This is a genomic window from Stenotrophomonas sp. B1-1, assembly GCF_010894375.1.
Lineage (GTDB): Bacteria > Pseudomonadota > Gammaproteobacteria > Xanthomonadales > Xanthomonadaceae > Stenotrophomonas.
Genome location: NZ_JAAIUZ010000006.1, coordinates 116,427 through 142,506, shown reverse-complemented (window position 1 = coordinate 142,506; position 26,080 = coordinate 116,427). Strand labels below are relative to the sequence as shown.

At 67.2% G+C, this 26,080-nt stretch carries 23 protein-coding genes and 1 pseudogene; 15 read left to right on the top strand and 9 right to left on the bottom strand.

The features are described from left to right. Positions 1–25: 25 nt before the first annotated feature. The 10 genes and pseudogenes from G4G00_RS05310 to G4G00_RS05265 all read left to right on the top strand — a co-directional run bounded on the left by G4G00_RS05310 (position 26) and on the right by G4G00_RS05265 (position 12,533). Positions 26–787, top strand: coding sequence for a gamma-glutamyl-gamma-aminobutyrate hydrolase family protein (locus G4G00_RS05310; RefSeq protein ID WP_164271691.1), 762 nt, complete (start codon positions 26–28; stop codon positions 785–787). Further along, positions 784–2,181: a glutamine synthetase family protein gene (locus G4G00_RS05305; RefSeq protein WP_164271688.1), complete on the top strand. Its 1,398-nt coding sequence runs from the start codon at positions 784–786 to the stop codon at positions 2,179–2,181. The genes G4G00_RS05310 and G4G00_RS05305 overlap by 4 nt, the downstream gene beginning before the upstream one ends. A gap of 90 nt (positions 2,182–2,271) precedes the next feature. After that, positions 2,272–3,384, top strand: a complete 1,113-nt coding sequence (locus G4G00_RS05300) for a polyamine ABC transporter substrate-binding protein (protein ID WP_108761659.1) — start codon at positions 2,272–2,274, stop codon at positions 3,382–3,384. 429 nt (positions 3,385–3,813) lie between these two features. Continuing rightward, positions 3,814–4,914: pseudogene (locus tag G4G00_RS05295) on the top strand (HlyD family secretion protein); the annotation flags it as partial. Further along, positions 4,911–6,467, top strand: a complete 1,557-nt coding sequence (locus tag G4G00_RS05290; protein WP_108761661.1) for a DHA2 family efflux MFS transporter permease subunit — start codon at positions 4,911–4,913, stop codon at positions 6,465–6,467. The pseudogene G4G00_RS05295 and the gene G4G00_RS05290, both read left to right, overlap by 4 nt. Further along, positions 6,467–8,008: an efflux transporter outer membrane subunit gene (locus G4G00_RS05285; protein WP_164271683.1), complete on the top strand. Its 1,542-nt coding sequence runs from the start codon at positions 6,467–6,469 to the stop codon at positions 8,006–8,008. Before G4G00_RS05290 ends, G4G00_RS05285 begins: the two co-directional genes overlap by 1 nt. A gap of 190 nt (positions 8,009–8,198) precedes the next feature. Further along, positions 8,199–9,335, top strand: coding sequence for a polyamine ABC transporter ATP-binding protein (gene potA / locus G4G00_RS05280; RefSeq protein ID WP_108771407.1), 1,137 nt, complete (start codon positions 8,199–8,201; stop codon positions 9,333–9,335). Continuing rightward, positions 9,332–10,264, top strand: coding sequence for an ABC transporter permease subunit (locus G4G00_RS05275; RefSeq protein WP_108752662.1), 933 nt, complete (start codon positions 9,332–9,334; stop codon positions 10,262–10,264). Before potA ends, G4G00_RS05275 begins: the two co-directional genes overlap by 4 nt. Next, positions 10,261–11,103: an ABC transporter permease subunit gene (locus tag G4G00_RS05270; protein WP_108752663.1), complete on the top strand. Its 843-nt coding sequence runs from the start codon at positions 10,261–10,263 to the stop codon at positions 11,101–11,103. Before G4G00_RS05275 ends, G4G00_RS05270 begins: the two co-directional genes overlap by 4 nt. A gap of 65 nt (positions 11,104–11,168) precedes the next feature. Further along, entirely contained in the window at positions 11,169–12,533 is a 1,365-nt protein-coding gene (locus G4G00_RS05265; protein ID WP_164271680.1) for an NAD-dependent succinate-semialdehyde dehydrogenase, read from the top strand. Positions 12,534–12,695: 162 nt separating this feature from the next. On the opposite strand, the gene G4G00_RS05260 is transcribed toward G4G00_RS05265, so the two are convergent. The 9 genes from G4G00_RS05260 to G4G00_RS05220 all read right to left on the bottom strand — a co-directional run bounded on the left by G4G00_RS05260 (position 12,696) and on the right by G4G00_RS05220 (position 21,155). Beyond that, the gene (locus G4G00_RS05260; protein WP_108752665.1) at positions 12,696–13,718 is read right to left on the bottom strand and encodes a magnesium and cobalt transport protein CorA; all 1,023 of its coding nucleotides are present in this window, start codon (positions 13,716–13,718) and stop codon (positions 12,696–12,698) included. Positions 13,719–13,724: 6 nt separating this feature from the next. Continuing rightward, positions 13,725–14,963: a DUF4105 domain-containing protein gene (locus G4G00_RS05255; RefSeq protein WP_164271677.1), complete on the bottom strand. Its 1,239-nt coding sequence runs from the start codon at positions 14,961–14,963 to the stop codon at positions 13,725–13,727. Next, complete coding sequence (locus G4G00_RS05250; RefSeq protein ID WP_108749147.1) at positions 14,960–15,841, bottom strand: transporter associated domain-containing protein; 882 nt, start codon at positions 15,839–15,841, stop codon at positions 14,960–14,962. Before G4G00_RS05250 ends, G4G00_RS05255 begins: the two co-directional genes overlap by 4 nt. A gap of 64 nt (positions 15,842–15,905) precedes the next feature. Continuing rightward, positions 15,906–16,451 carry a hypothetical protein gene (locus G4G00_RS05245; RefSeq protein ID WP_164271830.1) on the bottom strand — a complete coding sequence of 182 codons (546 nt, stop codon included), beginning with the start codon at positions 16,449–16,451 and terminating at the stop codon, positions 15,906–15,908. Positions 16,452–16,522: 71 nt separating this feature from the next. Beyond that, complete coding sequence (locus G4G00_RS05240) at positions 16,523–17,134, bottom strand: hypothetical protein (RefSeq protein WP_164271674.1); 612 nt, start codon at positions 17,132–17,134, stop codon at positions 16,523–16,525. A 47-nt stretch (positions 17,135–17,181) separates the two neighbouring features. Then, complete coding sequence (gene ybeY / locus G4G00_RS05235) at positions 17,182–17,667, bottom strand: rRNA maturation RNase YbeY (RefSeq protein ID WP_108752668.1); 486 nt, start codon at positions 17,665–17,667, stop codon at positions 17,182–17,184. Further along, the gene (locus tag G4G00_RS05230) at positions 17,664–18,650 is read right to left on the bottom strand and encodes a PhoH family protein (RefSeq protein ID WP_108752669.1); all 987 of its coding nucleotides are present in this window, start codon (positions 18,648–18,650) and stop codon (positions 17,664–17,666) included. Before G4G00_RS05230 ends, ybeY begins: the two co-directional genes overlap by 4 nt. Positions 18,651–18,916: 266 nt before the next feature. Then, positions 18,917–20,335 (bottom strand): tRNA (N6-isopentenyl adenosine(37)-C2)-methylthiotransferase MiaB, encoded by a 1,419-nt coding sequence (gene miaB / locus G4G00_RS05225; RefSeq protein ID WP_108749151.1) that lies wholly within the window; start codon positions 20,333–20,335, stop codon positions 18,917–18,919. A 199-nt stretch (positions 20,336–20,534) separates the two neighbouring features. Next, positions 20,535–21,155 carry a glutathione S-transferase family protein gene (locus tag G4G00_RS05220; protein ID WP_108755838.1) on the bottom strand — a complete coding sequence of 207 codons (621 nt, stop codon included), beginning with the start codon at positions 21,153–21,155 and terminating at the stop codon, positions 20,535–20,537. A gap of 83 nt (positions 21,156–21,238) precedes the next feature. Here G4G00_RS05220 and G4G00_RS05215 point away from each other — a divergent pair, with 83 nt between their 5' ends. The 5 genes from G4G00_RS05215 to G4G00_RS05195 all read left to right on the top strand — a co-directional run bounded on the left by G4G00_RS05215 (position 21,239) and on the right by G4G00_RS05195 (position 25,950). Then, positions 21,239–22,207 carry a WYL domain-containing protein gene (locus G4G00_RS05215; protein ID WP_108752671.1) on the top strand — a complete coding sequence of 323 codons (969 nt, stop codon included), beginning with the start codon at positions 21,239–21,241 and terminating at the stop codon, positions 22,205–22,207. A 46-nt stretch (positions 22,208–22,253) separates the two neighbouring features. Then, positions 22,254–23,171 carry a lytic transglycosylase domain-containing protein gene (locus G4G00_RS05210; protein ID WP_164271671.1) on the top strand — a complete coding sequence of 306 codons (918 nt, stop codon included), beginning with the start codon at positions 22,254–22,256 and terminating at the stop codon, positions 23,169–23,171. A gap of 157 nt (positions 23,172–23,328) precedes the next feature. Beyond that, positions 23,329–23,949: a ubiquinol-cytochrome c reductase iron-sulfur subunit gene (gene petA / locus G4G00_RS05205; protein ID WP_108749154.1), complete on the top strand. Its 621-nt coding sequence runs from the start codon at positions 23,329–23,331 to the stop codon at positions 23,947–23,949. Beyond that, complete coding sequence (locus G4G00_RS05200) at positions 23,949–25,208, top strand: cytochrome bc complex cytochrome b subunit (protein ID WP_108752673.1); 1,260 nt, start codon at positions 23,949–23,951, stop codon at positions 25,206–25,208. The genes petA and G4G00_RS05200 overlap by 1 nt, the downstream gene beginning before the upstream one ends. After that, complete coding sequence (locus G4G00_RS05195; RefSeq protein WP_164271668.1) at positions 25,201–25,950, top strand: cytochrome c1; 750 nt, start codon at positions 25,201–25,203, stop codon at positions 25,948–25,950. The genes G4G00_RS05200 and G4G00_RS05195 overlap by 8 nt, the downstream gene beginning before the upstream one ends. Positions 25,951–26,080 lie beyond the last annotated feature (130 nt).

Genomic DNA, 26,080 nt, shown 5'->3' with positions numbered 1-26,080 from the left:
GTGCAGGCACGCCAAGGAGTCCTGCATGCGCCGCCTGCCCGCGGTGGGCCTGCCCACCGACAGCACCGTCATGGGCCACCATCGTTTCGCGGTGGCTGGCGAAAAGTACGTCCGCGCGCTGGTGGACGCCGCCGAGGTGACGCCGTGGCTGCTGCCCAGCCTGCAACCGCCACTGCCTGCCGCAGACTGGCTGCAGGATCTGGACGGGCTGCTGCTGACCGGGGCGGTCAGCAACATCGAGCCGCAGCACTACGAAGGCGGGCGTACCTGGCCGGGAAACCCGCATGACCCGGCGCGCGATGCCAACGCGTTCGCGCTGCTGCAGGCCGCCCTTGCGCTGGACCTGCCGGTGCTGGCGGTCTGCCGTGGCTTCCAGGAACTGAATGTCAGCCTGGGCGGCAGCCTGCACCCGCAGGTACATGCCGTGCCGGGCCTGGCCGACCATCGTGAAGATCCGCTGGCCCCGGTCGAGGTGCAGTACGGGCCGGCGCACAGCGTGCAACTGGTCGCCGGCGGCTGGCTTTCACAGTGGCACGGCGGCGACACGGCGCAGGTCAATTCGGTGCACGGGCAGGGCATTGCGCGGCTGGCACCGGCGTTGCAGGTCGAGGCCACCGCCAGCGATGGTCTGGTCGAAGCCGCACGCAGTGGCCACCACCGCTTCGTGCTGGGCGTACAGTGGCACCCGGAGTGGCGTGTCACGCAGACGCCGTTCTATCACGCTATTTTCCGTGCTTTCGGCCAAGCTTGCCGTCAGTACCAACAGAAACGACTGGATGCCCGATGAGTTCCCGACCGCGCCCGCGCAAGACGGCCACGCCCCCCGAGCCGCAGGAAAGCAGCCTGCTGCGCTGGCTGAAGGAACGGCGCATCACCGAAGTGGAATGCCTGGTGCCGGACATCACCGGCAACGCGCGCGGCAAGATCATCCCCGCCGACAAGTTCTCGCACGACTACGGCACGCGCCTGCCCGAGGGCATCTTCGCCACCACCGTCACCGGCGAATTTCCCGATGACTACTACGACCTGACCTCGCCGTCGGACTCGGACATGATGCTGCGCCCCGACCCGGACACGGTGCGCATGGTGCCGTGGGCGGCCGATGCCACCGCGCAGGTCATCCATGACTGTTACACCAAGAGCGGCGAGCCGCACGAGCTGGCCCCGCGCAACGTACTGCGCCGCGTGCTGGCCGCCTATGCCGAACTGGGCCTGCGCCCGGTGGTGGCACCGGAACTGGAATTCTTCCTGGTGCAGAAGAACACCGACCCGGACTTCCCGCTGCTGCCGCCGGCCGGCCGCTCCGGGCGCCCGGAAACGGCGCGGCAGTCGTACTCGATCGATGCGGTGAACGAATTCGATCCCATCCTCGACCTGATGTACGACTACGCCGATGCCATGAAGCTGGACGTGGACACCTTGATCCACGAATCCGGCGCGGCGCAGCTGGAGGTCAACTTCACCCATGCCGACGCGATGGACCTGGCCGACCAGGTATTCCTGTTCAAGCGCACCATGCGCGAGGCGGCCATGCGCCACGGCGTGTACGCCACCTTCCTGGCCAAGCCGATGGAGAACGAACCGGGCAGTGCCATGCACATCCACCAGAGCCTGGTGCGGGTGAGCGACGGCAGCAACGTGTTCACCGGCGAGACCCATGGCGAGGGTGAGTTCAGCCCGGTGTTCGGCCATTACCTGGGCGGCCTGCAGAAGTACGTGCCGCAGGCGATGGCCTTCTTCGCGCCGAACGTCAATTCGTACCGGCGCCTGGTGTTTGGCGAGGTGTCCCCCAGCAACACGCACTGGGGCTATGACAACCGCACCTGCGGCCTGCGCGTGCCGCTGGACACGCCGGAGAACATGCGGGTGGAAAGCCGCTTCGCCGGATCCGATGCCAACCCCTACCTGGCGATGGCCGCGACCCTGGCCTGCGGCCTGCTCGGCATCCGCGAGCGGCTGGCCCCGGACGCCCCGGTGACCGACAGCGCCAAGGAGCTGGGCTACAACCTGCCGCGCTCGCTGGGCGAGGCGCTGGACGGGCTGGAACAGTGCGCCGAACTGCAGGCCCTGCTGGGCGAACGCTTCTGCCGGGCCTACATCTCGGTCAAGCGCAAGGAATACGAGACCTTCTTCCGCGTCATCAGCTCCTGGGAGCGCGAATTCCTGCTGTTGAACGTGTGAAGGCCCACAATTGATGAATGAGCCGCCGGGGGGTAGGCTGGCACCCGTCGCCGGCCCGGCCGGCCCCCCACCCGCATTCTGGAGCACCCGATGAAGCTGCGTATCCTCACGCTCGGCCTGGCCTCCGCCTTGCTCGCCGCCTGTGGCGGCGGTGGCAACGGTGGCGCGCAGGACAGCAAGGTCCTGAACGTCTACAACTACAGCGACTACATCGCCGAAGACACCATCCCGAACTTCGAGAAGGAGAGCGGGACCAAGGTCACCTACGATGTGTTCGACAGCGACGAGATGGTCGAAACCAAGCTGCTGGCCGGCAACAGCGGCTACGACGTAGTAGTGCCCACGCTGAACTTCTTCGGCCGCCAGATCCAGGCCGGCGTGTTCCTGCCGCTGGACAAGAGCAAGATCCCGAACCTGGCCAACCTGGACCCGTCGGTGATGCAGCGCATCGCCACCCAGGACCCGGACAACAAGTACGGCGTGCCGTACATGATCGGCACCACGGGCATCGGCTACAACGTGGACATGCTGAAGGAGCGTTTCGGCGGCAGCGCCGACATCGCCAACAGCTGGGACCTCATTTTCAAGCCGGAAAACATCGCGAAGATGAAGGACTGCGGCGTGACCATCCTGGACACGCCGGCCGACATGATCCCGATCGCCCTGCATTACCTGGGCCTGGACCCGCACAGCGGCGACCCGGCCGAACTGCAGAAGGCGGCCGACCTGCTGAAGTCGATCCGCCCATACGTGCAGAATTTCCACTCCTCGCAGTACGTGGGCTCGCTGGCCAACGGCGGCACCTGCCTGGTGGTGGGCTGGTCGGGTGACATCATCCAGGCCCGCGACCGCGCCGAAGAAGCCAGCAACGGCGTGCACGTGGCCTATTCGATCCCCAAGGAAGGCGCCCCGCAGTGGTTCGACATGCTGGCCATCCCCAAGGACGCCAAGCACCCCGAAGCCGCCTACGCCTTCATCAACTACCTGCTGGAACCGAAGGTTGCCGCAGCCAACACCAACTTCATCCACTACGCCAACCCGGTGACCGCCGCCACCCCGCTGGTGGACGAAGCGATCCGCACCGACCCGACCATCTACCCCCCGGCCGACGTCGCCGCGAAGATGTTCACCTACTCGATCAACACCCCGGAAACCGACAAGCTCTACACCCGCCTGTGGACCGAAGTGAAGACCGGCAAGTAGGTGCCAACCGTTGGTCGGCACGCATTCTGATAGGGCCGACCAACGGTCGGCCCCCACCAGATAGGAAAAAACGGAGGCCAACGGCCTCCGTTTTTTTTTTGCTTCTGCCCTGCCGTTGACCTCCTGTCCGCCGCCGGAATGCGTGAGGGCAGGGGCCAAAGCCGGGGGCTTGGCCAGGACCGCAGGCGCCAGGGATGGCGCCTACGAGCCCCATGGATGGGTTCACCGCGTGTCCTGGCCAAGCCCCCGGCTTTGGCCCCTGCCACACAGGAAACCCACACCGGCAAGCGACAAACGCTTTCACCTCACCTCCGCACTCCTTCCCCTACCGTCCCGTATGGCACTGACCACCGCCACGACGAGACGATGACCGACCAGCCCCCGCGCGAAGACGCTCCCACCGACCCGCCCCCCTCGGCCAGCGAGGACAAACCCTCGCCCCTGAAGAATCCCAAGGTCCGCTGGACCCTGGCGATCATCGGCATCGTGGTCGCCATCGCACTGGTCATCTGGCTGGTCTACCACCTGCGCGTAGGCCGCTACCTGCAGGACACCAACAACGCCTACCTGCAGGCCGACGCCGTCGCCGTCGCCCCGCGCATCAACGGCTACGTCACCGACGTCCTGGTGCAGGACAACCAATGGGTGAAGGCCGGGCAACCGCTGCTGCGCATCGACCCGCGCACCTACCGCGCCACCCTGGACCAGGCCGAAGCCGTGATCGCCGTGCGCCAGGCCGATATCGCCGCCGCCACCGCCGGCGTGCAGGGCCAGCAGTCCAGCCTGCTGCAGGCGCGCACGCAACTGGTGGCCGCCAGCGCCTCGCTGCGCTTCGCCCGCGCCGAACTGGCCCGTTTCACACCGCTGGCCGCCAGCGGTGCCGACACCCATGAACACGTGGAAAGCCTGCGCCACGACCTGGAACGCGCACAGGCGCAGCACGATGCGGCCAAGGCGCAGATTGCCGGCGCGCAGAGCCAGATCGAAGCCAGCCAGGCCCAGCGCGCACAGGCCGAAGCCGGGCTGAAGCAGGCGCAGGCCGACGCCGCCCAGGCCCGGGTGGCCTTCGAAGACACCGAACTGCGCGCGCGCATCGACGGCCGCGTTGGCAACAAGACCGTGCAGGTGGGCCAGTTCGTGGCCGCCGGTACCCGCACCATGACCGTAGTGCCGGTGGCCGCGCTGTACCTCAGCGCCAACTTCAAGGAAACCCAGGTGGGCCTGATGCGTGCCGGGCAGCCGGCCGAGATCAAGGTCGATGCGCTGCCGGGCACCACCCTGAAGGGCACGGTGGAAAGCATCTCGCCGGGCACCGGTTCGCAGTTCGCGCTGCTGCCGCCGCAGAACGCCACGGGCAACTTCACCAAGGTCGTGCAGCGCGTGCCGGTGCGCATCCGCGTGGATGCCGGTGCCGAGGCGCGCAAGGTGCTGGTGCCGGGCATGTCGGTGGAGGTAACCGTGGACACCCGCAGCGCGAAGGACGATGCCGAGCGCAGCCGCGACGAAGCCGAGGCTCGCGGCGCGCGATGAACGCTGCAACCGCACCCGCCGCACCCGCTGCGGAAGGCAAGGCCGACGCCGCAGCGTGGCTGGCCGTGGCCGCCGGCACCATCGGCTCGTTCATGGCCACGCTGGATATCTCCATCGTCAACGCGGCACTGCCCACCATCCAGGGCGAGGTCGGCGCCAGTGGCACCGAAGGCACCTGGATCTCCACCGCCTTCCTGGTCTCGGAAATCGTGATGATTCCGCTGACCGGCTGGTTCGTGCGCACGCTCGGCCTGCGCACCTTCCTGCTGATCTGCGCCACGCTGTTCACCGCGTTCTCGGTGATGTGCGGGCTGGCCGATTCACTGCCGATGATGATTGCCGGACGCGTAGGGCAGGGCTTCGCCGGTGGCGCACTGATTCCCACCGCGCTGACCATCGTCGGCACCCGGCTGCCGCCGAAGCAGCAGCCGCTGGGCACTGCCCTGTTCGGCATGACCGTCATCCTCGGCCCGGTGATCGGGCCACTGCTGGGCGGCTGGCTGACCGAGAACGTCAGCTGGCACTACGCATTCTTCATCAACGTGCCGATCTGTGCCGGACTGGTCGCGCTGCTGCTGCTCGGCCTGCCGCACGAGAAATCGGACTGGGGCGGCCTGCTGCGCGCCGACTGGCTGGGCATCCTGGGCATGACTGCCGGCCTGTCCGCGCTGACCGTGGTGCTGGAAGATGGCCAGCGCGAGCGCTGGTTCGAATCCACCCTGATCGTGGTGCTCAGCATCGTCTCGCTGCTCGGCTTTGCCCTGCTGGCGGTCTCGCAGTTCACCAGCAAGACGCCGGTCATCCGCCTCAACATCCTGTTCCAGCGCAGCTTCGGCGCCGTGTTCGTGATGGTGATGGCGGTCGGCATGATCCTGTTCGGGGTGATGTACATGATCCCGCAGTTCCTGGCGATCATCGCCGGCTACAACACCGAACAGGCCGGCTACGTGCTGCTGCTGGCCGGCCTGCCGACCATCCTGCTGATGCCGTTGATGCCGAAGATGCTGGAAACGGTGGATGTGCGCATCATGGTGTTCGGCGGCATGCTGTGCTTTGCAGCGGCCTGTTTCGTCAACCTGGGCCTGAGCCCGGACAGCATCGGCCCGCACTTCGTGGTCGGCCAGCTGCTGCAGGGCTGCGGGCTGGCGCTGGCGATGATGGCGCTGAACCAGGCCGCCATCACTTCGGTGCCGCGCGAATACACCAGCGATGCCTCGGGCCTGTTCAATGCCGCGCGCAACCTCGGCGGCTCGATCGGCCTGGCGATCATTTCCACCTTCCAGGAGCGCCGTACCACCCTGCACGTGGACGCCATCGGCAGCAGCGTCACCGCCAATTCCACCGTGGCCCAGGACGCGCTGCACGCCTATGGCCAGCAGCTGGGCGATGCCGGCCAGGCCGTGGCCGTACTGGCGCAGACCGTGCAGATGCAGGCGATGGTGATGGCCTACAACGATCTGTTCTGGATCTTCGGCCTGATCGTGGTGCTCACCTTTCCCCTGGTGTTCCTGCTCAAGCCCCTGCCCAAGGGCGTTCCCCTGGCCATGCACTGATGACTTCGACTTCCTTGCCCGTTCCTTTCCGCCTGCGACACCTGTGCCCGGCGCTGCTGCCGCTGCTGCTGGCCGGCTGCATGCTGGGGCCCGATTACGTGAAGCCCGAGCTGGCCGGTGCTGCCACCTCGCAGGCACAGCTGCACCGCGCGCCACAGGCAGGGGTGCAGCCTGCCTCGCCGCCCAGCCAATGGTGGCGTGCGTTGCATGATCCGCTGCTGGACCAGCTGGTGGACGAGGCGCTGCGCAACAGCCCCGACCTGCGTGCCGCGCAGGCCAAGCTGCTGGCCTCGCGCGCGCTGCAGCGCCAGCGCCGTGCAGAACAGCTGCCATCGGTCGGCGCCGCCGCCGGCTACGCCAACATCAAGGCGCCCGATTCGCTGGAAAACAGCGTGCGCGGGCTGGGCGAGAACATTGCCGGCGTGGCCGAAGCCAACGGCCGCCCACAGGAAGCCGCGCAGCTGCGCCAGCAGTTTGCCGATCTCGATCTGGACACCGAACTGTACGTGGCCGGCTTCGATGCCAGCTGGGAACTGGACCTGTTCGGGCGCCGCCGCCGTGCGGCCGAGCAGGCCGCCGCCGAGGCCGAGGCCAATGCCGCCGCGCTGGCCGACGCGCAGGTGCAGCTGGCCGCCGAGCTGGCCCAGGTCTACCTGGGCTTCCGCAGCAGCCGCGAACGCATCGCCTTGGCCGAAGACAACCTGCGTGCGGCCGCGGACAGCCTGCAGCTGACCCGGCAACGCCGCCAGCGCGGCGCCGATTCGGACCTGCAGGTCGAGCGCGCGCAGGCACAGCTGCAACAGCAGCAGGCCGCGCTGCCGCCGCTGCGCGCCCAGGCCGATGAAGCACGCGATGTACTGGCGCTGATGGTGGGGCGCGAGCCCGGCGCGCTGGACGCACGTCTGGCCGTCGACCAGCCGCTGCCGCGACTGCCCGCCAACGTGCCGGTGGACGACGCAGGGGCGCTGATCCAGCGCCGGCCCGACGTGCGCAAGGCCGAGCGCGAGTTGGCCGCCTCGTCCGCGCAGATCGGCCAGGCCTTGTCCGCGTATTTCCCGCAGGTGACTCTGCTGGGCACCATCGGCGCCGGCGCGACCTCGGCATCGGACCTGGGGCGGGATTCGGCGGCCACGATCGTCGCCCCGTTCCTGCGCTGGTCGCTGTTCGATTTCGGGGTGAACAAGGCACGGGTGGCGCAGGCCCGCGCCGGCAACCAGGCGCGCCTGGCAGCCTACGAAAGCAGCGTGCTGGCGGCCCTGCAGGACGCCAACACCGCGCTGGCCCGTTTCGGCGCGGCACGCGAGCAGCTGCAGGCCAGCGAACGGGCGCAGGCCTCGGCCGAGCGCTCGTTGGCCCTGATGACCCAGCGGCGCCAGGCCGGGGCGACCTCGCAGATCGACCTGCTGGACGTGCAGCGCCAGCGCCTGCAGGCCCAGGACGGTGCCGCGCAGGCGCGCCTGCAGCTGCTGGTGCGCTACGTGGCGCTGCAGAAGAGCCTGGGCCTGGGCTGGCAGGAAGCGCCGCCGGTGGCCGTGCGTTGATGTTTCCCGCCGGGCATGGCCCGGCGCTACCAACACGACGCCCCCGGTCGCGTTGACGTCGCCGCGCACCCCGGTAGCGCCGGGCCATGCCCAGCGGACCACCCGCCGCCCGCCACACCCCGTCATACCGCCATCGCCCCCCGGCCGGTAGAATGGCCGCCGCTGTCCACCGCCCGCTCCCGGAGCCCCCATGCCCGTTGAAGCCCAGCCGGAAGCCGCCGCCGTTGATACGGCCAGCGCGCCCGGCTATCTGTCCATTCGTGATCTGCGCAAGGAATTCGATGGCTTCATCGCCGTCGACGACGTCAACCTGGACGTGCGCAAGGGCGAGATCTTCGCCCTGCTCGGCGGGTCGGGCAGTGGCAAATCGACCCTGCTGCGCTGCCTGGGCGGCTTTGAAACCCCCACCAAGGGCAGCATCACCCTGGATGGCCAGCGCCTGGACGCGCTGCCGCCGTACCAGCGGCCGGTCAACATGATGTTCCAGTCCTACGCGCTGTTCCCGCACATGACGGTGGAACAGAACATCGCTTTCGGCCTGAAGCAGGACGGCCTGGACAAGGCTGCCATCGCCAGGCGCGTGGGCGAGATGCTGGAGCTGGTGCAGATGGGCCACCTGGGCAAGCGCAAGCCGCACCAACTGTCCGGTGGCCAGCAGCAGCGCGTGGCGCTGGCGCGGTCGCTGGCCAAGGGGCCGAAGCTGTTGCTGCTGGACGAACCGATGGGCGCGCTGGACAAGAAGCTGCGCTCGCAGATGCAGCTGGAACTGGTCAGCATCATCGAATCGTCGGGCGTGACCTGCGTGATGGTCACCCACGACCAGGAAGAGGCCATGACCATGGCCACCCGCATCGCGGTGATGGATGCCGGCTGGATCCAGCAGGTCGGCAAGCCCGACGAGGTCTACGAACAGCCGGCCAACCGCTTCGTGGCCGGCTTCATCGGCTCGGTGAACCTGTTTGACGGGGTGATCGACGAAGATCTTCCCGAGTACGTGACCGTGCGCTCGCCGCTGTTCCCGGCGCCGGTCTACATTGCCCACGGCATCACTTGTTACGAAGGGCAGCCGGTCGCGTTCGCGCTGCGCCCGGAAAAGGTGATGATCGGCAAGGACGAGCCGGAAGGGCACACCAACAAGGCGCAGGGCGTGATCGAGGACATCGCCTACTTCGGCAGTCACTCGGTGTACCACGTGCGTCTGCCCAGTGGTGCCAAGGTGCTGGCCAACTTCGCCAACTCGCAGCGCTGGGCCAGCGATGGCCTGACCTGGGGCGATCAGGTCTGGGTGCACTGGCGCGACAACGACGGCGTGGTGCTGACCTCATGAGCGCGGCAGGCCTGAAGCGCTGGCTGCCGGGCACGCGTGCCACGGTCATCGGCATTCCCTACCTGTGGCTGCTGCTGTTCTTCGCGGTGCCGTTCCTGATCGTGCTGATGATCAGTTTCTCGCACAGCCGGGTCGGCTCGCCGCCGTATACCTGGCTGCTGCAGTACGTCGATGGCGCGTTCTCGCTGAAGCTGAACCTGGAAAACTACCTGGCGCTGTTCCGCGATTCGATCTATGCCCAGGCCTTCCTCAGTTCGATCAAGATCGCGGCGATCTCCACCTTCCTCACCCTGCTGATCGGCTATCCGATGGCCTATGCCATCGCCCGCCTGTCGCCGGCCGCGCGCAACGTGGCGATGATGCTGGTGGTGCTGCCGTCGTGGACCTCGTTCCTGATCCGCGTGTACGCCTGGAAGGCGATCCTGGACCGCAACGGCCTGCTCGACCAGTTCCTGCAGTTCACCGGCCTGCAATCTCTGATGACCAGCATGGGCCTGCCCAAGCTGCAACTGATCGATACGCCCACAGCGGCCTACATCGGCATCGTTTACTGCTACCTGCCGTTCATGGTGCTGCCGTTGTACGCCAACCTGGTCAAGCATGACCACCGCCTGCTGGAAGCGGCCTACGACCTGGGCGCCAAGCCCTGGCAGGCGTTCCTGCGCATCACCCTGCCGTTGTCGAAGGCGGGCATCATCGCCGGCTGCATGCTGGTGATGATTCCGGCGGTTGGTGAATTCGTGATTCCGGAGATGCTGGGCGGCTCGGAAACCCTGATGGTTGGCCGCCAGCTGTGGAACGAGTTCTTCAACAACCGCAACTGGCCCGGTGCCTCGGCCATGGCCGTGGCGATGATCGTGCTGCTGCTGGTGCCGATCCTGTGGTTCAACCGTTCCCAGCAGCGCCTGCTGGAAGGGAAGCAGGCATGAGCCCGCGTACCGCCAAGGGCCTTGGGCTGGGCGTGCTGCTGCTCGGCTTCGCCTTCCTGTACCTGCCGATCCTGTTGTTGATGTTCTATTCGTTCAACAGCTCGCGGCTGGCGATGGTCTGGGCCGGGTTCTCCACCCGCGCCTACGGCGATCTGTTCGCCGACCGCGCGCTGATGGAGGCGATGTGGACCAGCCTGGTGGTGGCGTTCTGGACCGCCTGTACCGCCACCGTGCTGGGCACCCTGGCAGCGATGGTGATGACCCGCTTCAAGCGCTTCCGTGGCAAGCCGGTGTTCGGTGCGCTGGTCACTGCGCCGCTGGTCATGCCCGATGTCATCCTGGGGTTCTCGCTGATGGCCCTGCTGGCCTCGATGGGCGCCATTCCCGGCTTCCCGGCCCGTGGCCTGGCCACCATCTGGATCGCGCACGTCACCTTCACCCTGTGCTTCGTCACCGTGGTGGTGTCCTCGCGCCTGCAGGAAATGGATCTGTCGCTGGAAGAAGCGGCGATGGACCTGGGCGCCAGCCGACTGACCGTGTTCACCCGCATCACCCTGCCGATCATCGCCCCGGCGCTGGTGGCCGGCTGGCTGCTGGCCTTCACCCTGTCGCTGGATGACGTGGTGGTGGCCAGCTTCGTCGCCACGCCCGGTTCGACCACGCTGCCGATGAAGGTGTTTGCCTCGGTGCGCATGGGCATCAGCCCGAAGATCAATGCACTGGCCACGCTGCTGGTGTCGGCGGTGTCGATTGCTGCGGTGATTGGCTGGTACATCAATGCGCGTGCGGAAAAGCGCCGCCAGCGCGACCTGCAGCTGGCCCGCCAGGACAACGGCTGAGGCCACAGCCACGCCCGGCTCACGGGCGGCGGCGCACAATTGGGTCACCCTGATGGAGACCCCCCATGACCGTCGAGATCGTCGATCCGGCCACCGGCCAGGTGACCTACCGCCATGAACTGATGGGCGCTGCCGATATCGAGCAGCGCCTGCAGGCCGCCTCCGATGCCTTCCGCGGCTGGGCCCAGCGGTCGCTGCAGGAACGCGGCGCCATCCTGCGCCAGATCGCCGCGCAGCTGCGCAGCCGCCGCGACGACCTGCAGCAGGCGATGACCCACGAGATGGGCAAGCTCAAGGCCGAGGCGCTGGCCGAGGTGGACAAGTGCGCTGCGGCCTGCGAGTACTACGCCGACCACGCAGCGGATTACCTGAAGCCGCAGCTGATCGACACCGAAGCGCAGCGCAGTTACGTGCGCTACGAGCCGATCGGCTGCGTGTTCGCGGTGATGCCGTGGAATTTTCCGATCTGGCAGGTGTTCCGTTTCCTGGCGCCGGCGTTCATGGCCGGTAACGTAGCCCTGCTCAAGCACGCCAGCAACGTGCCGCAGTGCGCCGACCTGATCCTGGCGGTGTGCCGTGACGGCGGCCTGCCGGACGGTGTGTTCGACGTGCTGCACATCGACAACGACCAGGCCGCCGAGGTACTGCGCGATGCGCGGGTCAAGGCCGTTACCCTGACCGGCAGCGAGCGGGCAGGGCGCTCCATCGCCTCCAATGCCGGCAGCCAGCTGAAGAAATCGGTGATGGAACTGGGCGGCAGCGATGCGTTCGTGGTGCTCGATGATGCCGACCTGGACAAGGCGGTGGCGGCGGCAGTGAAGTCGCGCTTCGACAACAGCGGCCAGACCTGCATCGCGGCCAAGCGCTTCATCGTGGTGGATGCCGTGGCCGACGAGTTCACCCGCCGCTTCGTGGAAGCAGCGGGGGAGCGGCAGTACGGCGATCCCGATGCGCGCGGCACAACGCTGGCGCCGATGGCGCGCCCCGACCTGCGCGATGAGCTGCACAAGCAGGTGCAGGCCAGCGTGGCCAAGGGCGCGCGCGTTTTGTTGGGCGGCGAACCGATTGCCGGCACGCACGCGGGCTACCCGGCCACCGTGCTGGACCAGGTGGGCCCGGGCATGCCGGCCTACGACGAGGAACTGTTCGGGCCGGTGGCGGCGGTGATCCGCGTGGCCGACGAGGACGAGGCCCTGCGCGTGGCCAACGACACCCGTTTCGGCCTGGGCGGCAGCGTGTGGACGCGCGATCCAGTGCGCGGCGAATCCTTCGCCCAGCGCATGGAATGCGGCGCCGCCTTCGTCAATGCCATCGTCAAGAGCGATGCGCGACTGCCGTTCGGCGGCAGCAAGCAATCCGGTTTCGGCCGCGAACTGGCCGACCACGGCATCCATGAGTTCATGAACATCAAGACCGTCTACGTGGCCTGATACCCCGCTTCTGTAGAGTCGAGCTTGCTCGACTGCTGTTGCGCCCTTGTAGAGTCGAGCCATGCTCGACCGCCTTGCTTGTAGAGTCGAGCCATGCTCGACCGCCTTGCTTGTAGAGTCGAGCCATGCTCGACTGCCTTGCTCGACTCTACGAAATGCGGGTCACAACCATTTGGCGCGCTTGAACAGGCGGTACAGCCCCACGCACACCGCGCCCACGCCGACGATCATCAACGGGTACGCCCACGGCTGGTTCAGTTCGGGCATGTGGCTGAAGTTCATGCCATACCAGCTGGTGATCAGGGTCGGCGCGGCCAGCAGCGCTGCCCATGCACCCAGCCGCTTCACCGTCTCGCCCTGCGCCAGCGTCACCAGTGACAGGTTCACGCTCAACGCGGTGCCCAGCATTTCGCGCAGGGTGTCGATCACATCGCTGATGCGCACGGCGTGGTCGTGCACGTCGCGCACATACAGCTTCACTTCGTCGGGAATCAGATCGCCCTGGTAACGGCGCAGCTGCGCCAGCACATCCTGCAGCGGCGCCACGGCCATGCGCATCTTGTTCAGTTCGCGCTTGAGCTCGTACAGCCGCACCACCGTGCTGCGCTTGTAGCTCTCGGCGAAGATGTCCTTCTCCAACAGCTCCAGCGTGTCGCGGAAGCGATTGGTGATGGGCAGGTAGTTGTCCACCACGAAGTCGGTCACCGCATACAGGCAGTACGAGGGGCCCATCTTCAGCAACTGCGGCTCGCGCTCCACGCGGGCGCGCACCGGGGCGTAGGACAGCGACGCACCATGGCGCACGGTCACCAGGAAGCGCGGGCCCAGGAAGGCATGGGTTTCGCCGTACTGGATGCGCTCGTCCACCATCTGCGCGGTGGTCACCACCACGAACAGGGAATTGCCGTAGGCCTCGACCTTGGGCCGCTGGTGCGCGTTGCGTGCGTCCTCGATGGCCAGGTCATGCAGGCAGAATTCTTCCTGCAGTTTCAGCAGCACGGCGTCGGCCGGATCGTACAGACCCACCCAGACGAAGCCGTTGCCACTGGCGATCACATCGCTGATCGCATCCAGGCTGATGTCGTGGCGGATGCCCTGGTCATCGTAGTGAACGCAGTTGATGACACAGGCAGGATTGGCCGAAGCGGCCGTGGAAGCAGGGGCGGGCAATGACATGCCCGCCATCGTGCGTCACTGCGCCGTGTGGGACAAGTGAGGACGACGCCCCAGCACCCAGGCCAGGGCCACATGCACCGGCAGCAGCAGGACGATCCACTGCACGTTGTACTGCGCCTGCAGGCTGAGCCAGTGCAGTACCAGTGCGGCTACCGACTGTACGGCCAGCAGCCACAGCACCACGCTGAACACGCGACCCGGCACGCGCCTGCGCAGCAGGGCGATGGCGCCGGGCAGCAGCAGCACCGCCAGCGGCGACAGCAGCAGCAGGTTGCGGTTGGCCCAGGCGGCGTAGTGGATGCTGAAGCCCCACAGGAACACCAGCAGCCCGCCGGCGATCGTGCACAGCAGCCACAGCGGCAGGGCCAGGCCGGCCAGCAGGCGCGGGCGCTGGCGCAGGGCCATGATGCCTGCGGCGGCCAGCAGGCCACACAGCAGCCACGGCCACCAGCGCCGCGGCGATTCCTTCGGTTCGGCGGCAATGCGGTGCGGCAGCAGTTCCTGCTCGCTCTGCACCAGCGGGCGGCCATCACTGTTGCGTACCTGGCGCAGGGCATCGGCCAGGCGCATCGGCACGAACGCTTCCTGCCAGCGCGACAGCGGCTGGTCGGCAAACGGACCCAGGCCGATGTCGAAGCCCAGCCACATCCACGGTGCCGGCGAGGCCAGGCGCACCGACTCACTGCGGTAAGTGTTGCCGCGCGAGCGCCCCGACAGCTGCGCATGCAGGCCGCCACCCAGGGCCTTGTCCAGGGTGTCGCGCACCATGGTGGCGCAGTTGGCGGTGTAGTAATCGTAGTGGTAGCGCGCGTTTTCCGGCCTTGCCCGCTCGGCCAGGCCATCGGCCAGGGCCCGCGCCTGGTCCGGGCGCAGGTCCAGCCACTGCACGCTGGCCCCGCGTCCGGTTTCGTCGTAGTAGGACAGGTCCTGCTGCAGCGGCAGCGCCACCAGGTAGTACATCATCTCGCCACGCACGAAGCGGCTGATGAAATCCTGTTCGGACGGATCGAAATAGCCGAAGTTGTAGGACGTGGCCGCGCCGCTGACCGGGTCCAGCACCACGATGGCGTCGTGGCCGAAGCGTTCGAAGAACACCGTGCCCGGCTGCATGGTCACCACGCCGATACGCGGCGGCGCTGCGTCCGCAGCCACCGCGGAATCCGCGGCGGCCTGCGCGAAGGCCGACCCTGGCAATGCCAGGGCCAGTGTGCACAGCGCCAGCCATGCCAGCATCAACAGGCCGCGGCGCTTCAAGCGTCGTCCTGCGCGTCCGGCGGCAGCACGGTCACATGGAAGGCCTGCACCCGGCGCGCGTCGGCACGCGCCACGCGGAACATGAAGCGGTCCAGCGCCAGTTCGTCGCCCACTTCCGGCAGGTGGCCCACGGCCTCGGTCACCAGGCCGCCGATGGTGTCGTAGTCCTCATCGGAGAAGGTGGCGCCAAAGCGCTCGTTGAAATCGCCGATCGGGGTCAGCGCGTCCACCACGTACTGGCCATCGGCCTGGATGGCGATCTGCGCCGAGGGGTCTTCGGCTTCATCGTGCTCGTCGTCGATCTCGCCGACGATCTGTTCCAGCACGTCTTCGATGGTGACCAGACCGGCCACGCCACCGTATTCGTCCACCACCATCGCCATGTGGTTGCGCGACAGGCGGAATTCCTTCAACAGCACGTTGAGCTTCTTGGCCTCGGGAATCAGCACCGCCGGCCGCAGCAGTTCGCGCACGTTGGCCGGGCCGTTGTCGGCCACCACGCCGCGCAGCAGGTCCTTGGCCAGCAGGATGCCAAGGATGTCGTCCTTGTTCTCGCCGTGCACCGGGAAGCGCGAATGGCCGGATTCGACCACCTGCTTCATCAGTTCCAGGAAGGGCGCCTCGACCGGCAGCGAGACCATCTGCGAACGCGAGATCATCACGTCGCCCACGGTCAGCTCGGCCACCGAAATAGCGCCTTCCATCATCTTCAGGGTATCGGCGGCGATCAGCCCTTCGTCCTGCGCGGTGTGCAGCACGGCCACCAGCTCGTCGCGGGTATGGGGTTCGCCGGAGAAGGCGGCCGTCAGGCGTTCCAGCCAGCCGCGCTTCTTTTCATTGGGCTCCTGCGGGGAGCTACTACTGTCGTCTTCAGACATCTCTGGAAAAAGGGCACCCGGAAACCCGGGCGTTGGCCCCAGTCTAGCAGGATGTGGGGGCCTTTCAGTGACCGCTGGCTGCGTCGCCGGGGGCCTCGTCTTCGGCCGGCAGGTCCAGGCTGTAGGTGCAGCCGGCCAGGGTCCGGCCGGGGTGGCTGGCCACCGTGGACACGCTCAGGATGATCGATTCGATCTGCGCCTCGCCGGTCTTCGGGTCGGTGACATCGCGGCTGACCACTTCGCGGCCGGCCATGAACTTGCCGCCCTGGTCGTAACCGGTTTCCAGCGCCAGGCGGGTGGCCAGCGGGTGCGGGTCGGCCTGGTCCAGCACGGCCATCACGCTGGCCCCGGCCACCGCGATATGGTCGGTCTGCTGCCCGAACACGGTGATCGGGTTGGCCAGGCGGAACTCGGTCATGAACTGGTTGGCCTGCGGCAGCGGCTGCAGGCCGTTGGCCACGGCCTTCAACGGGTCGGCCAGCAGCGGCGCCAGGGCGGCATGGTCGGCCACGCCCTGGCGGCATTCGATCAGTGCGGGCAGGTCCAGCGGTGCCGCCGAGGCGGTGGCGGCAACAGAGGCAAGCAGCAGGGGCAGGGCAGTACGCAGCAGCACAGGCAGAGGGTCCGCGATGGAGGATGCCCGGCCATGGTAGCGGCCGGACCCCGTCATGTCCGCAGGTCTCAGCCCTGCGGCGCGCGGCCCAGCAGGGTCTGCGCACGCCGCAGCGTACGCCGCGCCAGCGCGCGCAGTGCCATCAGGGGCAGGGTCAGCATGACCGCGACCATGGCCAGATGGACCAGTTGCATCATCTCGCTCAGTGCGATCTGCAGCACACCCGGTTGCAGCAGCCAGGCCGGCACATCTGCGGCGTCGATCCGCTTGACCGCGGTTACGTAGACCGCGGCAAGCACGAACAGCGCGCACAGCTGGGTACGCGTAGCGTGGAAGAACGACAGACTGCTGCTGGCCCGCCCCAGGCGATGCTGCAGCACCACGCGCCAGCATACCGGCGCGGAGAACGCGCCGATCAGGACCAGCACCATCGACGTGGCCCACAGCGTGGGCGTACTGCTGGCCGATCCGGGACCGCCCAGCAGATGCGGCCCCACATTGCCCAGCACCACAGCGGCCAGCAGGCTGGCCGGGCAGACCAGGGCCAGCGCACGCAGCAGCCAGTGCTGTCCATCCGGGTGGCGGGCGCTGACCCGGCGCAGCACGTTGGCGGCCACGACCAGCAGCAGGGCAAAGATCGCACTTCCGGCCAGGAACGGCCCCATGTCGCCCATCATCATCCTTGTCTCCGGGGTGGTTGCCGCTGCAGGGTAGCGCGATCGGCGGCTCAGCGCTCGCCGGCGTAGGGATCCTCGATGCCCAGCTCGGCCAGAATCTCGCGCTCCAGCTGTTCCATCGCCTCGGCTTCCTTGTCGTCCTCGTGGTCCCAGCCCAGCAGGTGCAGCACGCCGTGTACGGTCAGGTGCGCGTAGTGCGCGTTCAGCGCCTTGCCCTGTTCGTCGGCCTCGCGCGCCACCACCGGTGCGCAGATCACCAGGTCACCCAGCAGCGGGAACTTCACCCCCTTGGGCAGGCCTTCGGGCAGCTCGGCGGGGAAGCTGAGCACGTTGGTGGCGTAATCCTTGCCACGGTAATGGCGGTTCAGCGACTGCCCTTCCTTGGCATCGACCACGCGGATGGCCAGGTCGGCTTCGCGGATGCGACCCTTCAATGCCGCTGCCACCCATTTGCGGAAACTGACGGCGGCCGGCAGGCCGGTGCGGGGCAGCGCATAGCTGATGGCGACATCCAGTCGCACGGGACCTTTGGTCATGGGGTGGCTCCGGGTTGGATCTGGTGCAGGTCGCGGCGGTCGTAGGCACTGACGATGCGGGCCACCAGCGGGTGGCGCACCACGTCGCGCGCTTCGAAGAAGGTGAAGCTGACGCCGTCAACGTCACGCAGCACGTCGATGGCATCGCGCAGGCCCGACTTCACGTGCTTGGGCAGGTCGGTCTGGGTCAGGTCGCCGGTCACCACCGCAGTGGAGCCAAAGCCCAGGCGGGTCAGGAACATCTTCATCTGTTCGATGGTGGTGTTCTGCGCCTCGTCCAGGATCACGAACGCATCGTTCAGCGTGCGCCCGCGCATGTAGGCCAGCGGCGCGATCTCGATCACGTTCTTTTCCAGCAGCTTGACCACTTTTTCCACGCCCAGCATTTCGTACAGGGCGTCGTACAGCGGGCGCAGGTAGGGATCGACCTTCTGTGACAGGTCACCGGGCAGGAAGCCGAGCTTCTCGCCGGCTTCCACCGCCGGGCGCACCAGGATCAGCCGCTGCACGCGCGATTCGTTCAGCGCTTCCACCGCACTGGCCACGGCCAGGAAGGTCTTGCCGGTACCGGCCGGGCCGATGCCGAAGTTGATGTCGTGGGTGGTGATCTGGTGCAGGTAGCGGGCCTGGTTGGCGCCGCGGCCACGCACGGTGCCACGCTTGACCTTGATCGCCACCTCCTGCGCTTCGTACGCGCGCTCGGCAATCTGGTCCAGGTTGGCCTTGGCCAGGCGCAGATGGATGGCGTGGTTGTCGAAGGTGGTCTCGGCCGTCTCGGCGTACAGCGCTTCAATCAGCTTCTGCGCTTCGGCGGTGGCTTCGTCGCGGCCGCTGATGCGGAACACGAAGCCGCGGTTGGCGATCTCCACGCCGAGCTTCAGCTCGATCTGGCGCAGGTGCCCATCGAAGGGGCCGGACAGGTTGGCCAGTCGCTCGGTGTCTTCCGGCGACAGGGTGAAATCTCGATGCTCGATGCTTTTCATTGCAGAGGGTGGGGCGGGTTCGCCGTCCACCGCGGTGGGTCAGGGAAGACAAGGGTAGCGCGCGGACGGGCGGGGCGACAGTTCTCCACACCGGGTGTGGATCGGCGCCGCAGAAAGCTGTGGACAAGTGGGTGCGGTGCCTGCCCCGCAACGCTTGTGAAGCGCTGGTGAAAAATGTGCCAGGCAACGACGGGGTCAGATCCCCGAAGGGGCTCTGACCCCATCGATGGGGCCCCGGTGGGTGCCGACCGTTGGTCGGCACGACCTTATTCCGCTACCACCCGCGCGCGCAGCGAATTGGTCAGCGCTTCGGTGATCACCACGTCCACGAACTGGCCGATCAGGCGCGCCGGCGCCGGGAAGTTCACCGAGCGCATGTTCTCGGTCTTGCCGGTCAACTCGTTCGGGTTCTTGCGCGACGGCCCTTCCACCAGCACGGTCTGCACCGTGCCGACCATCTTTTCGGAGATGCTGGCCGCGTGCGCATTGATGCGTTCCTGCAGGCGCGACAGGCGGGCGTGCTTCTCCGCATCGCTGATCGTGTCCTCCAGGTCGGCCGCCGGCGTGCCCGGGCGGCGCGAATAGATGAAGGAGAAGCTGTGGTCGAAGCCGATGTCCTCGATCAGCTTCATGGTCTTCTCGAAATCGGCATCGGTCTCGCCGGGGAAACCGACGATGAAGTCCGAGCTGATCGAAATGTCCGGGCGTACCGCGCGCAGCTTGCGGATCTTCGACTTGAATTCCAGCGCGGTATAGCCGCGCTTCATCGCCGACAGCACGCGGTCGCTGCCGGCCTGCACCGGCAGGTGCAGGAAGTTGGCCAGCTGCGGCACATCGCGGAATGCATCGACCAGCGAATCGCTGAACTCCAGCGGGTGCGAGGTGGTGAAGCGGATGCGGCCAACGCCATCGATCTCGGCGATGGTGCGGATCAGCAGGCCCAGGTCGGCGAACTCACCATCGCCATACGGGCCACGGTAGGCGTTGACGTTCTGGCCGAGCAGGTTGATCTCGCGCACGCCCTGTGCGGCCAGCTGGGCCACTTCCACCACCACGTCCTCGAACGGGCGGCTGACCTCGGTGCCGCGGGTGTAGGGCACCACGCAGAACGAGCAGTACTTGGAACAGCCTTCCATGATCGACACGAACGCAGACGCACCTTCGGCGCGCGGTTCGGGCATGCGGTCGAACTTCTCGATCTCGGGGAAGCTGATGTCCACCTGTGGGCGCTGCTGTTCGCGGCGGGCACGGATCAGTTCGGGCAGGCGGTGCAGGGTCTGCGGGCCGAACACCAGATCGACGAACGGGGCGCGCTTGATGATCGCTTCGCCTTCCTGCGACGCCACGCAGCCACCCACGCCGATGATGACCTCGCGGCCCTTGTTCTTCAGGCCCTTCCATACGCCCAGCTGGCTGAACACCTTCTCCTGCGCCTTTTCGCGGATGGAGCAGGTGTTGACCAGGATGACGTCGGCGTCTTCCGGGCGGTCGGTCAGTTCCAGGCCATCGCTGGCGGCAAGCACGTCGGCCATCTTGGCCGAGTCGTACTCGTTCATCTGGCAACCGTGGGTCTTGATGTAGAGCTTGCCTTTCACCTGGTCGGGCTTGCGCGGACCAGTGGGCAGGGCAACGAGCGGGGTACCGCCCGGTGCGGCGGGCGGAAAGACGTCTGGCGTCCCGGTCATGGCGCTTAATCCATTCGGGTGGCGGGAAAGGCGGCAATTCTACCCGTATCCCGCACCGCCCGCCGGAATGCCGGATGCGCCGCGACCCACGTTCCACGCAGCCCGCCGTCCCAGTAGAGCCAGGCCATGCCTGGCTGCATTCCATCCCGCAGGCGCGGCGGGCGGGGCATCCACGCCTGGCGTGGATCTACCGCACCCGTCAGGCCGCCACCAGCTCCGCGTCGATCTGCCGCGAGCGATCAAACGCGGTCAGTTCCGCCATGCGGGCGATGAACGCGGCCGTGGCCGGCGCCGGCTTTACCAGGCCGAACGCGGTGGTCCACTGCAGCGCGTTGCCCCACAGCACGTCGGCGGCACTCATGGTGTCACCCAGCAGGTACGGCCCCTGCGCCAGCTGGGCCTCGATCACCTGCAGCACGGTGTCGGCGTCGTTGTAGGGCGAGAACGCGTGCGGCGGCGGGTCGCGGTGCATCGCCCGGTCGATCATCGCCGGTTCGAAGCAGGCCCCGTAGAAGGCCATCCAGCGCAGGTAGGGGCCACGCAGGGCATCGCCGATCGGCGGCGCCAGCCCGGCTTCGGGGTACAGGTCGGCCAGGTACAGATAGATGGCCACCTGTTCGGTCACCAGCGCGCCGTCGTGAACGATGGCCGGCACCTTGCCCATCGGGTTGATGGCCAGGTAGGCCGGGGCCAGGTTGGCGCCGGCCTTCAGGTCCAGCACGTGCAGGCGGTAATCCGCCCCCAGCGCTTCCAGCAGGGCCACGGCGCCGCTCGAGCGTGAACGGGCGGCGTGGTAGAGGGTGATCAGGCGTGAGGACATGGTGGTGCTCCTTGCAGTAAGAGGGGTGAACCGTGGGGCCATGCTGGGGCACAATCGCGGACGACTTCTGTCCTTGATCCTTCATGCGCCATACCGCCCATCGACTGCTGCGCCTGATCGCCCTGCTGCAGGCCCGACGCCACTGGTCGGGCGCCGAGCTGGCCGAGCGCATGGGCGTGGACCGGCGCAGCATCCGCCGCGACATCGAGCGCCTGCGCGAGCTGGGCTACCCGGTACAGGCCTCGGCCGGGGTCGGCGGCGGCTACCGGTTGGGCTCAGGCGCCCCGGTGCTGCCGATGCTGCTGGATGAGGAAGAGGCGACCACCCTGGCCATTGCCCTGCGTGCGGCCTCGGCCACGGTGTCCGGCATCGACGACACCGCGCGCGGCCTGCTGTCCAAGCTCGACCCCCTGGTGCCGACCCGGCGCCGCCAGCAGGCCGGTGAAGTACACGCCGCCACCGCCACGCTGAACGAGCTGCCAGCCACCGACGCGCGCCTGCTGGGGCGGCTGGCCCAGCACTGCCGGCAGGCCTCGCGGCTGGCCTTCGAGTACCGCAGCGCACAGGACGTGGTCACCCAGCGCCAGGTCGAGGCCCAGCACCTGGTGAACTACGGCCGGCGCTGGTACCTGCTGGCCTGGGACCTGGGGCGGCAGGACTGGCGCACCCTGCGGGTGGACCGGATGGGGGCGGTGCAGGCGCTGGCCGAACCCGGCCTGCATCGACGCACACCGGCGCCGCCGGACGTGATGGTGCGCCAGGCCGTCAGCCAGGCGCCGTTCGCCCTGCAGGCCACCCTGCGCCTGGCCGGCAGCCAGGCCGAGCTTGAAAGTCGCATTCCGCCCTGGTGCGGGGTGCTGGAGGCCGATGGGCCACGGCACTGCCTGCTGCGCATGGGGGCCGAGAGTCGGGGCATGATGCTGGCGCAGATCCTCAGCTTGGACCGCCTGCCGCTGGCGCTGTGGACCACCCCGGAAACGCTTCGGCAGGAACTGGCCGAGCGGTTGGGCGGGTTGAGCCAGCTGCTGGCTGTGCCGACGGTCACGGACTGAGCCGTGGCGCTTGGCAAGGCCCGGCGAAGCTGGGACACTCGCGCCCATGAAGGGGAGACTGGGGATAACGGCGATCATCATCGCTGCGCTGACCGCTGCGCCGGCCAGCGCCGGCACCCTGTACAAGTGCGAAGGCGCTGACGGGGTCACCAGCTATGTCAGCAAGCGGGTGGCCGGTGCGCGCTGCACCACCATCAGCTACACGCGTCAGCCCAGTCGTCCAACACGCCCGGTCACGCCAGCGCCCACGCCCACGCCTACGCCTGCCGCCGCACCGGTGGCGGTGGCCAGCGCCGAGCGCAATCCGGTCGCCGTGGCCGCCAGTGCCGCCAGCCCGGCAGTCGCCCCCAGCACAGCACCTGTGGCCACACCGCGTGCGGGCCGCACGGTCAGTGGCCAGGTCTATTCGTACATGAAGGACGGGGTTCGCCACTACACCAGTGCGCGGCCAGCGCAGGTGGCCAACCTGGGGCCGGTGCGGACCATCCGCTACAGCTTCATCGAACGCTGCTACGCCTGCGGGGTCAATCCGCGCGTCGATTTCGGCAGCGTGCGGCTCAACACGACCTCGTTCCAGACCGAGATCGCCTCGGCCGCACGTGAGTTCGGCGTGGAAGAAGCCATCGTGCGCGCGATCATCCATGCCGAATCGGCCTACAACCCCACCGCGCTCAGCCGCGCCGGGGCACAGGGGCTGATGCAGCTGATGCCGCCCACCGCGGCGCGCTTCGGTGTCGCCGATTCCTACGATGCCAGCCAGAACATCCGTGGCGGCGTGCAGTACCTGGCGTGGCTGCTGAAGCGCTTCAACGGTGACCTGACCCTGGCCGCCGCCGGCTACAACGCCGGCGAGGGTGCGGTCGACCGCCATGGCGGCGTCCCCCCGTACAGTGAAACCCAGTACTACGTGCGCCGGGTCGGCCAGCTGGCCGATCGCTACCGCACGGCATTGACAAAGCAGTAGGTGCCGGCGGGCTGTCGGCACACGTTCAAGATTTTGTTGCACCGCGTTGTGTGGCGCGCGACGGTTCCGCTACACTCGACCACGATTCAATGCGGCTCTGGCCCCCACCGGATCCGCTGGCAGCCTTAAAGCTACCTAATCAATATCGGAGTGCCGGATGGCCAACGATGGGGTATACGATCCAGTCAACACCGGACGTCGGCGTTTTCTTACTGCCACCACTGCCGTGGTGGGTGCCGTCGGCGTCGGCTTCACCGCTGTTCCTTTCATCAAGTCCTGGAACCCCAGTGCCCGTGCCAAGCTTGCCGGCGCACCGGTGGTGGCCGACATCAGCGCGCTGCAGGAAGGCCAACGCCTGATCGTGGAGTGGCGCGGCCAGCCGATCTGGATCGTCAAGCGCTCCAAGGCCATCCTGGATGCGCTGCATGGGCTCGATGGCCGCCTGAAGGATCCCGAATCGGGCGAGAAGGACCAGCAGCCCGAGTACGTGCTGAAGCAGAACCCCGAGCTGCGTTCGATCAAACCGGAAATCTCGGTGCTGGTCGGGCTGTGCACGCACCTGGGCTGTTCGCCGGAAATGGTCGCCGAGATCCGCCCTGAACCCTACGATCCGCAGTGGAAGGGCGGCTATTTCTGCCCCTGCCACAAGTCGCGCTTCGACATGTCCGGCCGCGTGTTCAAGGACGTGCCGGCGCCGATCAACCTGCTGGTGCCACCGCACCACTACCAGGACGACAACACCGTCATCATCGGTGTCGATCCGCAGGGGGCTGCCTGATGAGCAACATCCTCAGCCGTACCGCAAGCGGCGTGGCCGACTGGGTCAATGCGCGCGCGCCCGGCCTGATGCCGGTCTACCGCAAGCATGTCAGCGAATACTACGCGCCGAAGAACTTCAACATCTGGTACTACTTCGGTTCGCTGGCGCTGCTGATCCTGGTCAACCAGATCGTCACCGGCATCTTCCTGACCATGCACTACAAGACGAACGCCGCCGAAGCGTTCGCCTCCATCGAATACATCATGCGTGATGTGGAATGGGGCTGGCTGATCCGCTACATGCATTCCACCGGGGCCTCGCTGTTCTTCATCGTGGTCTACCTGCACATGTTCCGCGGCCTGCTGTACGGCAGTTACCAGAAGCCGCGCGAACTGGTGTGGATCCTGGGCATGCTGATCTACCTGGTGCTGATGGCCGAAGCCTTCATGGGCTACGTGCTGCCCTGGGGCCAGATGTCGTTCTGGGGCGCCAAGGTCATCATCTCGCTGTTCGGCGCCATCCCGGTCATCGGCAACGGCCTGACCGAATGGATCATGGGCGACTACCTGCCCAGCGATGCCACGCTGAACCGCTTCTTCGCCCTGCACGTGATCGCCCTGCCGCTGGTGCTGCTGCTGCTGGTGGTGCTGCACCTGGGCGCGCTGCACGAAGTGGGCTCTAACAACCCCGACGGCGTGGAGATCAAAAAGGGGCCCAAGGGCAACCGCTGGTCGCCGAACGCGCCGGCCGATGGCATTCCGTTCCACCCGTACTACACGTTGAAGGATGGCGTCGGCGTGGGCTTCCTGTTGGTCATCGCCGCCTTCATCATCTTCTTCGCCCCGGCCTTCGGTGGGCTGTTCCTGGAACACGACAACTTCACCGAAGCCAACCGGCTGGTCACGCCCGAACACATCAAGCCGGTCTGGTACTACACCCCGTACTACGCCATGTTGCGCGTGGTGCCCAACAAGCTGGGCGGCGTGCTGGTGATGTTCTCGGCCATCGCGATCCTGTTCCTGGTGCCGTGGCTGGACCGCGCGCGGGTCAAGTCCTACCGCTACCGGGGCCTGCTGTCGAAGGTACTGCTGGGGGTGTTTGCCGTGTGCTTCGTGTGGCTGGGGGTGATCGGCTCCGGCCCGGGCACCGACGCGCACGAAACGTATGTCGGGCGGGTGCTGACCTTCCTGTACTTCGCGTTCTTCATCACCATGCCGCTATGGACAAGGCTGGACAAGACCAAGCCGGTACCGGAAAGGGTGACCACGCATGACTGAGCGCTGGATGGTCCGGTTGGCCCTGATGGCCGCCCTGGTGCTGGGCAGCAGCCTGGCCCACGCCGCCGAAGGTGGCGCCAAACTGCTGCAGGCCGGCAACGATCTGGGTGACCGCGCGTCGCTGCAGCGCGGCGCGCAGTTGTACATGAACTACTGTTCCGGCTGCCACGCGCTGAAGTACCTGCGCTATTCGCGCATGGGCCAGGACCTGGGCCTGAGTGAGGAAGAGGTGATGAACAACCTCAACTTCACCGGTTCGGCCATCGGCGATCCGGTGCCGGTGGCGATGCCCAAGGAGCAGGCCGAGAAATGGTTCGGCAAGATGCCGCCCGATCTCAGCCTGATCGCCCGCGTGCGTGGCAGCGACTGGATCTACACCTACCTGAAGTCCTTCTACCTGGACAGCAGCCGTCCGCTGGGCTGGAACAACACTGTGTTCCCCAATGCCTCCATGCCCAACCCGCTGTGGGAAATGCAGGGGCTGCAGCACGCGGTGCATGGCAAGGCCGAAGCGCCGGGCATGGACCCGCCGGTCACCGGCCTGCGCATCGACAGCCCCGGCAGCGTGGATGCCGGGCAGTACGACCAGGCCGTGCGCGACATCACCAACTTCCTGGAATACGCTGGCGAACCTGCCGCGCTGAAGCGCCAGCAGCTGGGTGTATGGGTGATCCTGTTCCTGGCCCTGCTGACCTTCCTGCTGTATCTGCTGAAGAAGGAATACTGGAAGGACGTGCATTGAGCCGGGCGAGGCATTGCCTCAAGCCTATTGGCTTTTGTGATGCCCGGTTGCACACTCGGGCAGGAGTCGACCACCGGCAAGGGGCTGGTGGCGCCGGTACGGCAGGCGGTCTCCTGTCGTGGGAGAGCCT